The organism is Vibrio sp. J1-1, assembly GCF_021728395.1.
In the GTDB taxonomy this organism is placed as follows: Bacteria; Pseudomonadota; Gammaproteobacteria; order Enterobacterales; family Vibrionaceae; genus Vibrio.
In genome coordinates this window covers 501364-517021 of record NZ_JAKKCM010000001.1, presented here as the reverse complement: position 1 = coordinate 517021, position 15658 = coordinate 501364, and the positions used below count along the sequence as shown (strand labels likewise).

The window sequence follows — 15658 nt, the reverse complement described above, 5'->3', positions numbered from 1 at the left end:
ACTGTACATCCAGACATTCCCTGCGATGGTTTCACTCTTCTCACCTTTTATGTTCTGAGAGCTCCCCCTCAAACGGCAACCGTGTTTTTCCTTTTCTTGGGTCTGAGTTAGCTTCTTGCTGGCAATTCGGGATGGTGCCGTATGGCTCTATATCATTGAATGAAAAGTGAAAGTTAGCACTAAATATGTAGTTAACAGTGTGAATTTTCCACTTTAAGTCGCATTAAGCAGGTGATTTCTTATAGTTAGCTTTAGGAATGCTTTTTAAAATAGTCATATTCAACAAATGGTTATGTGTATTTCGTCAAGTTCTGACAGTAATTGGCATTAATTTTCACAAAATAACAACAAAAATTGACATCTGAGCAATGTCTCAATTTTATAAATACATTACCCTGTTTTTTGGAGGTAGGACACAAAATACAAAAGGGTATTTTTTAATGTGGAATTATTTTGAACAAAATATGTCACTTATCAGTAGCACAGAAAAAATTGGGAGAAAAAGAAATGCCGGATATTTATTGCTCAGCTTGTAGAAAGTCGACTCAACATAAGGTCATAATGAGGCGTTGTGAGTCACAGCCAGTTGAAACCCTGACTGGCAAAGTTCTGAGCTTTACACAGTTGATGGCGAAGTTTGTGTCGGGCGAACACTACTATGAGATGGAGCCTCAGTACTACTGCCGTCGTTGTAATCACCGAGCCATCGGTGAAGTGTTACCACATCCGACAAGACAAACGTCTGCAATTCTGTAATAGAGTGGATGGTTTTTCGTTAAAGTGCGCTGACCCTGAATTATCGTCGAACAGTTAAAGCGAGTACATTTAGGTGCTAGAGTTTTGTGACTTTGTTAAACGGTGTTGTAGGGCTATTCGCTCGTCTATACGGTTTAAATAAGTCGCAGTCTCTGCCTCTCTGTTCTTTCTCTGAGGCTGTATCAACACCTGTGTTTCAATTCTATTTTCTTTTGTACTTCGTCAAGTTGTGCGCGATAAGTGCTGCTCTCCCGAGCGTGAACTCGTTATCTCTCATCAGTCTGTGGGCTTTTTCATTTTGTCTTTTCCTACGCTATTTTTAGTCAATTATCGTGGACTCGGTATTTGTGCCTGCTTTTTATGCGTCGCCAATACAAAAATAAAGCTGGTTTCACACGTTATTCATTTGTCAGTTTGCAAATGAGTCACTAACGATTATTGTGAGTCTCCATATGATATGACTAGGGTGTGGTTGATGAGTTATCAATTGGACAGGATTGACTTGCATATTTTGAGAGTGCTTCATTCACGAGGCCGAATTCCAGTTGTTGAACTAGCAAAGCAGATAAATTTAACGACGTCGCCTTGTTCTGATCGGGTTAAGAGGTTAGAGAAAGAAGGCTATATCAATGGCTATCATGCAGAGCTTAATGCGGAAAAATTGGGTCTGGACGTACAAGTGTTCATTCACATTCGTCTTGATCAAACCAGCTTCTCGATATTTGAGAAATTTGCCAAAGCGGTTGAGTTAATGCCAGAAATCGAGGAGTGCTATTCGCTCTCTGGTGACTTCGATACCATGATTAAAGTTCGCGTTAAAAGCATGAAAGCGTATCAAGAATTTATGTCGAGTAAGCTTGGTACTTTACCTGGCGTGATTCAGACACGCAGTGAAGTGGTGATTGAAGAACATAAAACCGGATTTGGTGTGAACCCAGAGCTGCTGGGTTAGTATTATTCAGTCGCGACAAAAAAGGAGCCATATGGCTCCTTTTTAATTTTGCTCGGAATATTAGTATTAGCGACTGATCAAGGTAGTCAGAATACCGATTAAGCCACCAAAGACACCCCCCCAAACGACAAGCCAGCCCAAGTGCTCTTTAATCATTTTTTGCACCATCTCTTTAACCAATGCAGGGGTCAGTTCACTGAGGCGCTGATCGATAATGCTTTCGATGTTTTGTTTGATTTCATCCATCATAGCTGGTGATTCAAACTGTTCTTTCAGTGCTTCTTTTACAGAGTCGCTTTGGCTCAGCTCAATTAAAGATTCTTGCATCTTCTCTACAAAGGGTTGTTTCATTGGCTGAAGCGCCTCTGCGCCGCCAAACATCGCTAGCATGCCACCAAACTGAGAGCCTTCGATCACTCCCACCAAAGAATCAAAAGCAGGGTTGAAATCCACCTTATTAATAACAGGTTGAAGGTTGATGCTCGCACCACCCGCCATCTCTTTATTCAAGAACCTATCGATATTAGCTTCAGTAAAGAACTGCTCCATCATTAGGTTTTTGATCGCGAGTTTGAACTCTTCAAATCGTGCTGGGATGACACCAGAGCCGTATAACCCGGGTACTTTTTCAAATAGCATGTGGATGGCAAGCCAGTTGGTGATAGCACCTGAGAAGGCGAATAAACCCGCATACCAAAGATAGTTGTTTTGAAGCTGATGGCCAGCACCCATCAATACCATTGCGAGGACATTCGTTAACAAACTTTTGTTCATAGTGACCTGTAATGTATGAAATTAGCAGTGAAATAAGTGGGCCTGATTCTATACCCAAATAACCTCGAGATGCTAGGCTCAGCGAGAATGACTTGCTTTACAGGTGTGGCAAAGGTTTGAAGATCTACTAATTGCTCTACGGGGCTGGTGGTCTGGGCTAAAAAATAAAACCCGACAATCATTGCCGGGCCACTGCTTTTTCTTAGAAAATCTAAGTGTAATTTTTATATTTTTAGATGCGGTAGATCTTACAACAAAGTTGGCACTTCCATCTTTCTGAGTATCCAAATAGCTTGTCAGTCCATCTTGGCTTTATTTGTACGATCTGCATTGAACCACATTTACACATAAGCTAATTACCTTATTGTCAGTTTAATTACCCGTGACCACGCATCGTGGACTGGGTAGAACCAGCCGTCTATTGAGTATAGCTGTTTATCAACACGTAGCTACGTAGCTCGATAAATGATCCAGCAAGATACTCTGTAAGGTGTTCATTGCTGTGGATACGCAATGAGCATTGATAGTAGCAGAATAGGTTTGCTCTTTATCACTTAGTGTTGTTTCATATCCGAGAATCTATGCTCTCTGTATGGTTATCCGTACTTCTTGATAAATCGAAAATCAAAGCTTAACGATGGCTATTTAAGGCACCATTGCAATGTAACACCTTCAATTTGGAGTGCTTGGGCTTTTAGTTGAAAATGTCTTGTTTTGCCATTTTATTGCCTGAATTTGTATTCATGTTTTTAGGTTTTTTATTTTTATTGTCCGTTTGTTATTTCTTATATTTAAAGCAAATTCAATGATAAATCGTGTATATCTTTAAGCTAACTCTGTGTAATTGGCGATAATTTGAGTTCATAACACTGTTTTTTCCGACTTGTAACCCGTGTAACACAAAAGTTTTAGACTCTAAGGTGGGCAGAAGTATTCCTGAAAATTTTGGGTTATGCAGTAAATTTTACTTTTTAATGGATGAAATAATCGTGAAAACAGTAAAACCTTACTTAACAATGTATTTACAATCTCCTCATTCTAGTGAGAAGGAATGTATCGGATGCTATTACACGAATCAGTACCCCAATTTGCAAATGGGAATGAAGAAAGCACACAAAGTGCTCTGCGCCATACCGCAAACTGCGTAGTGATGGTGCCACCTAAAGAATTTCGCTTTAACGAAGAAACCGCGAGAGATAATGAGTTTCAAAATCAGGTGTCACTCAGCCAGGAAGAAGTTTCTCAAAAAACCATGGCTGAATTTGCTGCGATGGTAGCAACCTTACGCCAAGAAGGTGTTCAGGTGGTGGAGTTTGATTATCCTTTGTCAGATGTTGAGACGCCAGATGCAGTGTTCCCAAATAACTGGTTTAGTACAACGTGTGATGGGACTTTATATACGTTCCCGATGGCGTGTGAAAACCGTCAGAAAGAAGTTCGCCCAGACGCTCTAGTAGCCGCGCTAATGAAAGCGGGACGAGAGGTACACCAGCAAGCTAGCTTAACTGAATACGTGAACGATCAGGCGTATCTGGAAAGTACTGGCGTGATGATTTTTGATCATTTTAACAAGACGGTTTATGCGGCGCTTTCTCAGCGTTGTGATCGCTTGGTTCTGGAAGACTATGCAAATCGCGTTGGCTACGATCGCGTGATTTCTTTCCAAACACGCTTGCCTTCTGGCTCGCCTATTTACCATACCAATGTAATGATGGCGGTAGGTGAACAGTTCTGTGTGATTTGTGATGAAGTAATCCCTGAGTTTGAGCGTCGCTTCGTAATGAAATCACTAGCGAAAGACAAGCAAGTGATCTCAATTTCGATTGAGCAGATGAACCAGTTCTGCGGCAACATCCTTCAACTGGAAACAGTGAACGGTGACAAGGTGATTGCGATGTCTCAATCGGCGTACGATGCGTTTTCACCTGCACAAAGAAACCAGTTAGCGACGCACGGTAAATTACTGCCGTTTGATGTGTCTACTATAGAATCTATTGGTGGTGGCTCTGTTCGCTGTATGTTAGGTGAAGTCTTCTTACCAAGCCGTCAAGCTATGCTGTAAGTCCTCACTAACTTTTTAGTTCTAAACGTTTTCGCCAATCCTTTTTAGGGTTGGCGAAACTGTTTCTATCTGGCGTAAATGATTATCCAGCCGTGTCTACTTGGCAAAAAAAGGGCGAACTGTATTCAGTTCACCCTTTAAAATTGCCAAGATATCTCTTATTGCTGCGTCGAGCTCATCGCTTCTTTGATCATTTCTGTCATATCAAATGTAGAGCCACCTTGTGTCGGCGGGTATTCTACTAAGCTTTGAACATGCTCTTGTACCATTTCACTTACAGGCGCAAGCATCCATGACATTTTCTGAACTAAGTGACCGTTCGCATCTACCGAGTCATAACTCTCAAATGGATCCGCGCGTAAGTTATAGAGCTTAGGTTTAGCGAGAGGGAGTAGGTTGTCGTAGTAATGTTCGGCAATAGCGAAGTGGAATTTCCAAGGTCCGACACGTACCGCTGATAATTGGCTTTCAAAGTAGTACAAGATGGAGTTACGGGCAGAATGATTCGACTCCCCCTTCCAGTACGCTAAGTTATCAATACCGTCGATATACTGTTTTTTCTCTTTTATCATTTTTTCGTGTACATCTTTAACCCCAGCAGCTGAAGCTAAAGTAGTGAAGAGATCTTGGTGACCTTGAATACCGTTCAATACTTGCCCTGAAGGAATAACGCCAGGCCATTTGACCATGGTCGGTACTCTTACCCCACCTTCATAGGTGGTCATTTTTTCTCCACGGAACGGTGTTGTACCGCCATGCGGCCAAGATGAGTGCTCTGGGCCATTATCGGTGGAGTAGATGATGATGGTATTGTCTGTGACGCCTCTTTTATCAAGTTCTTCCAGTAAATAGCCAATGTCGGCATCATGCTGTAGCATCCCGCTGCCATAAAAATCATATTCACTGGTAAATTTCTCGGCAGCATAACGCCACTTATCATTTAAACGCGTGTACAAGTGCATGCGGCTGGTGTTGATCCAAGTAAAGAATGGTTTGTCGTCTTTCATGGACTTGTCGATAAACTTGAGCGCCGCTGGGATCATTTCTGCACGGTCAAAGTCTTTCATACGTTCATTACCTAGAGGCCCTGTATCGGTACATTTTTGTTTACCGACCACGCCAAATCTAGGATCAACCGTCTTATCTTCTGTGTCTGTTGCAAAGCAATGAAGAACACCACGAGTACCAAATTTCTTCGTATACTCTTCAACCGAGCCGGAATACTCTTTTGCGAAGTTTATATAATCGCGCTGCTCGTGCTCTTCTTGAGTATTTAGGTGATACAAATTGCCGAAAAACTCATCGAAGCCGTGAACAGTTGGTAAGGAAAAATTGTGGTCACCGAGATGGTTTTTACCAAATTGTCCTGTCGCATAACCCACATCTTTTAACACTTCGGCTAAAGATGGCGATTCTTTTTTAATTCCCAGCGCGCCACCAGGCATCGCTACCGTTGTCATACCTGAACGAATTGGGTACTGCCCGGTAATGAATGCCGCACGACCCGCCGTAGAACTCGGCTGGGCGTAGTGATCGGTAAACATGATGCCTTCGTTGGCGATGCTGTCGATGTTCGGTGTTTTATATCCCATCGTACCCATGCCATACGCACTGACATTTTGCCAACCAATATCATCACCAAAAATGACCACGATATTTGGCTTGTCTGCCGCTAGCGCCGTCACAGGTAATGCAGCTCCTATCATTGCTGCAACTGTTTTGATTTTCATAGATTAATTTCCATATGCTACTGACTGTCTAGGTCAGTATAGTGCAATGATTTTATTCGGTTTGAGTTTGAATATCTTTTTGGGATTTTTGCAGGCGAGGCACGTCAGACACGCAGATATTTTCAACGAGTCGTGTTTTTAAGACAGAGCGAACGTGAAAACAGCATGACGATTTTAGATATTTTAAAGAACCTGATTAAGTTATGATGTAAGTACTTACTATTTATTTAGGTATAAAAAAACCAGCAGATAGCGGTCTGCTGGCAAAGTCTTTGGGCTTCTTTTATTTTTTATTATTCCAGAAGTTCTGGAGGTTAACCTTGCTTACGAATCAGGTAGTCAAACGCGCCTAAGCTTGCTTTTGCACCTTCACCCATCGCGATGATGATCTGTTTGTAAGGAACCGTAGTCGCGTCACCCGCTGCAAACACACCTTCTAGGCTGGTTTCACCGTGGCTGCCTACTTCAATCTCGCCACGTGGTGATAAGTTCACTTCTGAATCTTTTAGCCACTCAGTGTTTGGTACCAAACCAATCTGAACAAAGATACCTGACAGTTCCAGCTCTTTGATGTCATCAGTATTGCGGTCTTTGTATTTCAGACCCGTTACGCGTTTGCCATCGCCCACAACTTCTGTGGTTTGCGCCATGGTAATGATGTCGATGTTTGGTAGCGAGTTGGCTTTATTGATTAGCACTTGGTCTGCGCGCAGTACGTCAGCAAATTCAAGTACCGTTACGTGCTCCACGATACCAGCGAGGTCGATCGCTGCTTCGATACCTGAGTTACCACCACCGATCACCGCGGTTTTCTTGCCTTTAAACAGCGGACCGTCACAGTGAGGGCAGTACGCCACGCCTTTGTTGCGATATTCCTGTTCACCCGGAACGTTCATTTCACGCCAGCGAGCACCAGGGCTCAGAATGACACTCTGACTCTTTAGTGTTGCGCCGCTTTCTAACTGAATGTGGATGAGACCATCTTCAGTATGCGCTGCGCCCATTAACTTCTTCGCTTGTTGCTCAGTCACAACATCTACATCGTACTCTTTCAAGTGCTCGCCAAGATCGGCAGCCATCTTAGGGCCTTCAGTTCGTTTTACTGAAACAAAGTTTTCGATCGCCATGGTGTCCATAACCTGACCACCAAAACGTTTAGCAACAACGCCCGTGCGAATACCTTTACGAGCCGCGTACAGAGCGGCTGCACTACCACCAGGGCCACCACCTACAACGAGTACGTCGTAAGGTTCTTTTTCATCTAGTGCTTTCGCTGCTTTCTCGCTCGCGCTGTCGTCGACTTTGTTCAGAATTTCTGTAAGAGTCATGCGGCCTTGGCCGAACAGCTCACCGTTAACGAATACACTTGGTACTGCCATGATATCGCGCTGTTTCACTTCGTCTTGGAACAAAGCGCCGTCGATCATGGTCGCTTTCACTTTCGGGTTAATCGCAGCTATCATGTTGAACGCCTGAACAAAGTCGGGACAGTTCTGGCAAGAAAGCGAGATGAAAATTTCGACGTCCAGTTCTTTATCCAGCGCTGCAATTTGCTCAATCACTTCTGGATCTAGCTTAATTGGATGGCCACCAGAGTGAAGGAGCGCAAGGACTAATGACGTAAATTCGTGGCCCATAGGCAGGCCAGCAAAGCGAAGTGCGGTACCTTTAGTAGGGTTAGTTACAGTCATTACTGGTTTACGGTCACTCGCTGCGTCGTCACGAACAACAGAAATATATTCGCTCATTTCTGCGATTTGATTAGCGAGAGACAAAATATCATTTGCCGCTTTGCTTTCATCTAGGCTAACCACTAGACGTACGTCTTCTTTTACATTAGCCAGATATTGTTTGAGTTGTTGTTGGATCGCTTGGTCTAACATAGTTGTTATTACCTTTTAATAAACAGAAGAGTGGTTACTCTGGATAAAAACATGAGGAGAGAGCAAACCGGGAAGAAGGTCGTCAAGGTATCTAACCCGAATTGCTCTCTTTAATTAGGTTTTGGTTCTTGGATTGAACCCGCGCTGGCTAATCTAGAATTAGATTTTGCCTACTAGGTCTAGAGAAGGAGCTAGCGTTTCTTCGCCTTCTTTCCATTTAGCTGGGCAAACTTCGCCTGGGTGTGCAGCTACGTACTGAGCCGCTTTCACTTTGCGCAGTAGGTCTTCTGCGTCACGGCCGATGCCTTCTGCAGTGATTTCCATTGCCTGGATAGTACCTTCTGGGTCAATTAGGAAAGTCGCGCGGTCTGCAAGACCTTGACCTTCACGCATCACACCGAAGTTATTTGTGATGTTGCCAGTTTGGTCGCCAAGCATGTAGTAGTTGATTTTGCCGATAGTTTCAGAGCTGTCGTGCCATGCTTTGTGAGTGAAGTGTGTGTCAGTTGATACTGAGTACACTTCAACACCGCGGTTTTGTAGCTCTTCGTAGTGGTCTGCTAGGTCACCTAGTTCAGTCGGACATACGAATGTGAAGTCTGCTGGGTAGAAGAAGAATACAGCCCATTTGCCTAGGACGTCTTGCTCTGTTACTTCAACGAATTCGCCGTTTTTGTATGCTGTAGCTGCAAATGGTTTGATTTTAGTGTTGATCATTTTTACTTTCCTCAGAATATCTTAGGGTGAGCAGTTCTTGCTTTCGGAAAGTATATTCGCATCAGAGTGTGCTTAAAGAAAATCGCTTGTAACTATCCTATTGATAGACAAATCCTATTTTAGTTAATAGGGGGTAGCAATTATAAACGCGAGAAGTTGATAGGTTTTGTTGAAGGACGGCAGTGGAGATAGCGTTTGACGGTGATGATAACAACAAAGCCCGCAATCGCAGGCTTCATTCAATGAGTAAGTGTGAAAAAGGGCGTGGTAGTTAACTCAACGTATTGAGTACTTTTTCGCACAGCGTTTTTAGCGTAACCAACTCTTCCAAATCCAACGTGAACTTACAGGCGATGGCATCGGGTACTGATTTCGCCTGATCTTTGAGTGCTCTGCCTGCTTCGGTAAGGTTCAACACTCTTACACGTTCATCCATCTCACTACGACCTCGGGTCACAAACCCTTTTACTTCTAGTCGCTTTAACAGAGGCGTCAGTGTGCCTGAATCCAGATGAAGGCGTGAGCCTAACTCTTTTACACTAGCCCCGTCTTTTTCCCACAGAACCATCATAACCAGATACTGAGAGTAGGTAAGGTCCAGTTTATCCAGTAAGGGACGGTAAGCACGAATCACGGCATTAGCGGCACTATAGAGTGGGAAGCAAACTTGATTCTCTAGCAAGATTTTTTCTTCATCATTCAACGGGGTTTCTTTGTAGCACTGACTCATGGACTCGGCCTATCTGTTCACTATGGAGGTTATAAAAATAAATTGTGCACAATATAGTTGCAAGTTATCTTTATTTCGATGTAATATTGCTCGTAATTAAATTGCACACAACCTAAATTGAAAGAGGATATTTTTATGAAAACGCTATACAAAACTCAAGCAACAGCTCTTGCTGGTCGAAATGGCCAAGTGAAAACTGATGATGGTCTATTGTCTCTCGACTTAGCGTACCCGAAAGAAATGGGTGGTACCGGAGCGGCAACCAATCCTGAGCAACTGTTTGCTGCGGGTTACTCGGCGTGTTTTTCTAATGCCATTTTACACGTAGCACGTGAAGCTAAAGTAAATCTGAAACACGCACCAGTAACCGCAGAAGTCGGTATTGGACAGAACGGCAACGGCGGCTTTGCTTTGACAGTGAGTTTGGCAGTAGAACTGGATTTACCTCAAGAACAAGCGCTTGAGCTGACTCGTACTTCGCATCAGGTTTGCCCTTACTCAAATGCGGTACGCGGTAATATCGACGTTGTAGTCACGGTAAACGGTGAAGCAATTTAATTGAGTTGGAAATGTGTCAACCTTATTTAGGACGGTACAATCAGATAGAAAAAGCCTGCATAATCGCAGGCTTTTCGGTTATTTGATGGCTGTGCAGAAACTGACGTCTGCTTGGTGAGTTTGTGGGTCAAAGCTATGGTAAAGCTCGAAGCAAGGACGATCATCGTTTTCAATGCCAGACTCGATCACGTTACTCATCAAATCATCCCAAGCTTTTGCGTATTGACTGTTCTCCGTGATGCGCTGACGCATGATCGCATATTCGCCACCGGGAAAGTCTTGTAGCTCAATACCACTTGGGACTTCGGTGCCTTCAGGCACCATCAAACAGATGTCAGTTCGACATTTCTCGTTTGGTGTTATTTCTGGGTTGTCGTGATAAATGAAGATGCAGGTATTGCCCGCTAAACCTTTCATGCCTGCCCATTGATATAGGCGACTTGATGGCTCTTCATAGCCTTCGCCGTAAGGGCCATTCACACGAATGTACGCCAGTTTGGTAGGGTCAAAGTGTTGCGTTTCCATAATAATGCTCCATGTCGTGAATCCAGAATCAGTATATGAATCGCTGGAAATTTTTTCGTTTCCATTCTTGCGCAACGTGTGTCCAATCTTGCTGTTTCGCGTTAACTCAGAAAATTGTTGGTAGTTTTCACAATCGCGAAACGCCGTCGGCGTTACCCCATAATGTTGTTTGAATGCTTTGGCTAAGCTTTGTGAGCTAGAAAAATTGTAGTCTAAAGCTATGTTGAGTACTGGTTGTTTGGATTTGAACAGGTCATCCGCTGCGGCTTCTAGTCTTAAGCGTCGGATGAAATCGGCTAGGGTCTCGCCCTGCACGGCCTTGAAAGTTCGATGAAAATGGTAGGGAGACAGGTTCGCTAACGCTGCTACTTCTAGTAGGTTGAGTGGTTCGTTAAAGTGCTGTTCCAGATAACGAATAACAGGAACGAGTCGTTTGTGATAATCGACACGCATTTACGGATTCTTCCTTGCTTGATTTGCTCAAAGCCTATCTCAACAAGGCTGACTTTCAAGGCTGTTGTTGGGTAAATGCGTCGCAGTCGTTAGTTTCAATAAAGACATTGCTGTTCAACCACAGGTGACAATCCACAATGATAAGTGAAGCTCACACTAACATGTTCAATATCCTGTCAGCTCCATATAGCCTGTTCCTGAATGAGAACCGTCAATAGTCACTGGGCCTTCCCAATAGGTTACAGACAGCGGCATTTGTGCTTTAGGGTTGAGTGCAGATATCGTGAGTTCAACTTGCTGGTCGGGGATCGAAAGCTGCCACTCCGTTGGGTAATTACGCCCTTCAATTTGTGTTTGCTTGGTCGCTTCTAAGTGGATGTTGTTTTGTTGAATTGCAATTCCGCTGCCATCTTTATGCATCAGCTTTGCGTGCGAGTAACTGGCTTGTCCGGTTCTTGAATCGCGAAGTTGGAACACCACCAGGCTGGTTTCATCAGTCAGCCTTAGCGCAAACCAATCCCAGCCTTGCTGTGACTCGTGTAAGTACTGCGAGCTCCACTCTCTGTCGATCCAGCCTTTACCTGAGACCTGGTGAGTTTCGCCATCAATGGTGACTTCTCCCTCTACATCAATAAAGGGCTGACTGTAGTAATGCGATGCTGCCTGACCATCGGAACTTTTGGTGCTGTATCCTTGCTCGCCTTGTTTTTGATAGGGCGCATTGCTGGTTAGTGTGAGTGAGTAACCAAATTGCTTGGAATTGGTCTTTAATGTCGCGGGAAACAAGTCGTTGGTTGACGATTTCCATTGCCAATCGTCAAGATAAACACGAAATGGTGAGGCGTCCACTCCGGCAAGCTCGCTGTGATCCCGTGACCATTTTTCATCGGCGTAATGTTTGTCTTTTGTGGTGATAGCGTTGTGCGCCATGAAGATTTGATGGCTTTGCCATACGGCTTTTTTTTCTGCTGGTTCGTCTTTCTGTGGTACAGCCGCGAAACGAAATTGTGTCCATTGCACACCGAGTGGATTGCCCTTTTCGTCGGTTAAGTTTGCCGTTAGGTACCACCATTCATGACGAAAATCGAGATGCGCTTGATGATCGGCAGGGAAGGTGATCTCTACGCCTTTCATCACGGGAGTGAACGACTCGGCCTCAACAGGTGCTTCATTTCCCCCTAATAACGCCCCTACATTTTGTTGCTGGGATTCTTCACAGCCGATAAGAGATAAGCAGCCAAGCGCTAGTGCGACATGTTTTACGATGCGATTCATCACAGTACCTCACTCTGTAAGCTGGATACCACAGGTTTGCTCACCAAGCGCCACAGTGGGATTAAAGTCGCTATCACTGCGACTAAAATGGTGATGGCGCAGATACTGAGTGCATCACTCCAACTCCATAGGTAGTTCAGGCTCCAGCCGAAAGCGCGTAAGGTGACGATGTCAGTGAGTACATAGCCGACCATCGCGCCAAGTGGTAAAGCGATAACCAGAGTGAAACTGACCAAAGCGACGATTTGCCCAACCACCATAGTCATTAACTTTCGGCGACTCACGCCAAGTGCATACAAGCGTGCAATGGCGGCTTTGCGTGCATCAAGCAACATAAAGCAAGCGCTGAACAATCCAATCACAGCCACCATTAAGGTCACGCCATTGAGTGCACGTGTGATAGCAAAGGTTTGTGAAAAAATCTCCAGTGCGACCGATTTAATGTGTGCCTGATCGTAGAGCTGACTTGGATGCAGATTAAGTTGCTGTTGCAGTTGCTCGTACATGGTTTTTTTGTCGCCAGAGACTTTGATTCCAAGGCTAGTTGGCAAGTCAGTAAAACTGCTCTCCCGCCACAATATCGGCGCGAGTAATACTTCACCATTGGGTGCGCCGTAGTCGTAGAAAATGGCGCCGACGATCAGCGTCTTGTCTTGCAGTGCGTCGAGCTTCAGTGAACTGCCAAGGGATAAACAAAGTTTTACGGCGGTTGGTTCACTGATCGCAACCAACTCTCCATGGTAGAAGCGCGGCCAGAACTCAGCAACACGAGACTTGAACACCATGGTTTGTTCTAAAGTGTCTTTGTCTTTGGTTCCAAGCCGGATAGGTAATCCCTGGAGGTTATCATCGACATAATACTGCTTATAAACCTTCTCGACGTTGTCGAACTGTTCCAGCGCATGCTCAACATTCGCAATTTCACCTTGTGATGGGCTTACGTAAATATCCGCATGTAGCCTTTGCTCTAGCCATTGCTTTAAGGTGGATTCAAAGCTGCCGACCAAATTGTTCATACCGATATTGGCGGTCACGGCGAGCAGCAACGCCATCATGGCAAGGGAGAGTGGAGAAATCAGCTCACGCAGTTCAGCAAAAAGATATTGTACTAAACCAGATGTGGCTCGTTGCTCGATCCAATGGGCTAATACGCTGAGCGTTTTCGGTAAATACAAAGGGATTGAAACCACGAACACACCAAGCCATGCCATGGTGAAGCGATGATGCTCACTCAGCCATAACCCCGCCAGAGATAGCGCGGTGAGCACTATGCCGAGAATGAACAGTTGATTCTGGTTGGACGTTTCTGGTGCTTGATAAAGACCACCATGAGACGAAAGTGGCTGATGGACTCGCTGTTTAAAGTGCTGCCAGCACGCGAGCAAAGTCGCAGCTAAAGTCAGCAACAGAGCCTGAGCCCACCATTGCCACTGCCAGATGCCGGGGAGTAGAGTTGCACCATAGAGTTGCTCAAGCGTCAGGGCAACGGTTGGATGTAACCAATGGCTTAATTGCATACCGAGGACGAACCCAAGTGAAGCGCCAAACATCACCAGAATCGTCAATTCAACTAACAGTGCAGAGAACACGTTTATCGGAGCGATCCCAGCTTGCTGCATTTGTACTAACAGTCGATTACGTTTGAGTAAGCTGTACTTCACGCCGTTATAGGCGATAAACAGACCGACTAAAAATGCCAACAAACTCATCGCAGTAAGATTAAGGTGGAAGCTGTCTGTCAGCGAGCCGAGATCGGAGCTTTGGGTGTTGGCCACCCATTGTCCTTGTTCTCCGACTAGGCTTTGCCATTTAGTGAGTTCATTGCCTTCAGTACTGAAAACGGCGATATAGCTCAGTTGTCCTGATTTATTGAGTAATTGCTGGGCGAAGCCAATATCCATCAACATTCGACTTCCCAATTGCCATTCATCCGGCAGCACAACCACGTTGGTTTTTACTTCATCCAGAGTCATGACATCCAAGGCACCTAGACTTTGGTGTTGGGATTGACTCATCATCACAATGGGTTCGCCAGCCAATAGCCGGGGCAGTGGCAGTGCGTTGTCAAATAGGGAAACATCGTGTTCGTTACTAGAGTCGGAGGAGTAACGTGTTCCAGAGGTGATCGCCGCAATGAGCTCACTTCCTTGTACTGACCACCGACGGCCTTGTTCATCCCTGACTTTACCTTCAATCACAGGCAGTGAGTCACTTAAACCCTGCTGCCTTAGTGAGAAATAGAGCGATTCGGGTAAATAGCGTTGACCTGCTGGTGGAATAATCAGGTTTTGTGCCTGAGCACTAAGCTGCTCAGTGGATTCTGCATAGCTGCGCTTGGCATTGAGGTTGATGGCCTGCACTGCGACAAAGAGGGTCACGGCTAGCACGATACCAATCAGTATGGCGGCGGCTTGCAGTGGCGCCTGCCGATAATGAGCGGCAAACAAGTAAAGTGCGAGTTTGGTGTGCGTAAACCTAGTTTGCTTCATAGCGTGGCTCGTGGTTTTGCTGCTTAAGGGCAACGTGGCCATTTTTCAAGCGTAGCTGAGTCTGCATAAAGTCAGCACATTCAGGGCTGTGAGTCACTAATATCACTGCGGTTTTACCGTGGGTGGTAATGTCACTCAGCAGTCTCATGACCTCTAAGCCGGCTTTTTGGTCGAGATTACCAGTAGGTTCGTCAGCGAGTAAGAGTTTGGGTTTGTGGGCCAACGCTCGGGCTATCGCCACACGCTGCTGTTGACCACCAGAAAGCGCCGATACATGCCTGTCGAGTAGCTCACTGATGCTTAAAGATTCCACCAAATAGTCACACCATTCGTTCCATCTTAGTTGGTTCAAATTTAGTGGAAAGGCAATGTTTTGTTTAACGTTAAGTGGGGTTAACAGGTTGAATTGTTGGAAGATAACGCCAAGGTTTTGGTGTCGAAAACGGCTCCATTGTGGATCTTTCCAAGCGGTCGTGTCCTCTCCATCCAACCATAATTCACCACTTGATAGAGGTTCAAAACCCGCAATGACATTGAGCAAGGTACTTTTACCGCTGCCACTTGCCCCCGTTAATGCCACGCTCGCTCCGTTTGTCAGAGTGAAGTCGACATTTTCCAAAACGCAGTGTGTTTCTTTACCATCAACAAAGCTTTTGTTCGCACTTTTAAGAGTGACAAGTGGGCTTTCCATTTCCTCTTCCTTAAATCCAACAAATTATGTCGTTTCTTTTGGCGGTTTTGTATCTATAAGATT

13 protein-coding genes are annotated in these 15658 nt (G+C 44.9%); 4 read left to right on the top strand and 9 right to left on the bottom strand.

From position 1 onward, the window contains the following. The first annotated feature begins 507 nt into the window (after positions 1-507). Entirely contained in the window at positions 508-756 is a 249-nt protein-coding gene (locus tag L3V31_RS02200; RefSeq protein WP_237314363.1) for a hypothetical protein, read from the top strand. A gap of 475 nt (positions 757-1231) precedes the next feature. Then, entirely contained in the window at positions 1232-1708 is a 477-nt protein-coding gene (locus L3V31_RS02195; RefSeq protein ID WP_006740877.1) for an Lrp/AsnC ligand binding domain-containing protein, read from the top strand. A 66-nt stretch (positions 1709-1774) separates the two neighbouring features. On the opposite strand, the gene L3V31_RS02190 is transcribed toward L3V31_RS02195, so the two are convergent. Further along, positions 1775-2482: a DUF445 domain-containing protein gene (locus tag L3V31_RS02190; protein WP_237314361.1), complete on the bottom strand. Its 708-nt coding sequence runs from the start codon at positions 2480-2482 to the stop codon at positions 1775-1777. Positions 2483-3542: 1060 nt separating this feature from the next. Here L3V31_RS02190 and L3V31_RS02185 point away from each other — a divergent pair. Next, on the top strand, positions 3543-4544 hold the full coding sequence (locus L3V31_RS02185; RefSeq protein ID WP_237314359.1) for an arginine deiminase-related protein: 1002 nt from the start codon (positions 3543-3545) through the stop codon (positions 4542-4544). 158 nt (positions 4545-4702) lie between these two features. Here L3V31_RS02185 and L3V31_RS02180 read toward each other — a convergent pair whose 3' ends face one another. The 4 genes from L3V31_RS02180 to L3V31_RS02165 form a co-directional block, all read right to left on the bottom strand. After that, the gene (locus L3V31_RS02180) at positions 4703-6274 is read right to left on the bottom strand and encodes an arylsulfatase (RefSeq protein WP_237314357.1); all 1572 of its coding nucleotides are present in this window, start codon (positions 6272-6274) and stop codon (positions 4703-4705) included. 314 nt (positions 6275-6588) lie between these two features. After that, positions 6589-8157: an alkyl hydroperoxide reductase subunit F gene (gene ahpF / locus L3V31_RS02175; RefSeq protein WP_237314355.1), complete on the bottom strand. Its 1569-nt coding sequence runs from the start codon at positions 8155-8157 to the stop codon at positions 6589-6591. A gap of 159 nt (positions 8158-8316) precedes the next feature. Beyond that, complete coding sequence (gene ahpC, locus L3V31_RS02170; RefSeq protein WP_237314353.1) at positions 8317-8874, bottom strand: alkyl hydroperoxide reductase subunit C; 558 nt, start codon at positions 8872-8874, stop codon at positions 8317-8319. 271 nt (positions 8875-9145) lie between these two features. Next, positions 9146-9604, bottom strand: a complete 459-nt coding sequence (locus L3V31_RS02165) for a MarR family transcriptional regulator (RefSeq protein ID WP_237314351.1) — start codon at positions 9602-9604, stop codon at positions 9146-9148. 135 nt (positions 9605-9739) lie between these two features. Between L3V31_RS02165 and L3V31_RS02160 the strand changes: the two genes are divergently transcribed. After that, positions 9740-10162, top strand: a complete 423-nt coding sequence (locus tag L3V31_RS02160; protein ID WP_237314349.1) for an organic hydroperoxide resistance protein — start codon at positions 9740-9742, stop codon at positions 10160-10162. 78 nt (positions 10163-10240) lie between these two features. Here L3V31_RS02160 and L3V31_RS02155 read toward each other — a convergent pair whose 3' ends face one another. From L3V31_RS02155 to L3V31_RS02140, 4 genes are all read right to left on the bottom strand, one after another. After that, positions 10241-11140: a GyrI-like domain-containing protein gene (locus L3V31_RS02155; RefSeq protein WP_237314347.1), complete on the bottom strand. Its 900-nt coding sequence runs from the start codon at positions 11138-11140 to the stop codon at positions 10241-10243. Between the two features lie 165 nt (positions 11141-11305). After that, positions 11306-12415, bottom strand: coding sequence for a lipocalin-like domain-containing protein (locus L3V31_RS02150; RefSeq protein WP_237314345.1), 1110 nt, complete (start codon positions 12413-12415; stop codon positions 11306-11308). Continuing rightward, positions 12415-14904: an ABC transporter permease gene (locus L3V31_RS02145; RefSeq protein ID WP_237314343.1), complete on the bottom strand. Its 2490-nt coding sequence runs from the start codon at positions 14902-14904 to the stop codon at positions 12415-12417. The genes L3V31_RS02150 and L3V31_RS02145 overlap by 1 nt, the downstream gene beginning before the upstream one ends. After that, the gene (locus tag L3V31_RS02140; RefSeq protein WP_237314341.1) at positions 14891-15595 is read right to left on the bottom strand and encodes an ABC transporter ATP-binding protein; all 705 of its coding nucleotides are present in this window, start codon (positions 15593-15595) and stop codon (positions 14891-14893) included. Before L3V31_RS02140 ends, L3V31_RS02145 begins: the two co-directional genes overlap by 14 nt. Positions 15596-15658: the final 63 nt, after the last annotated feature.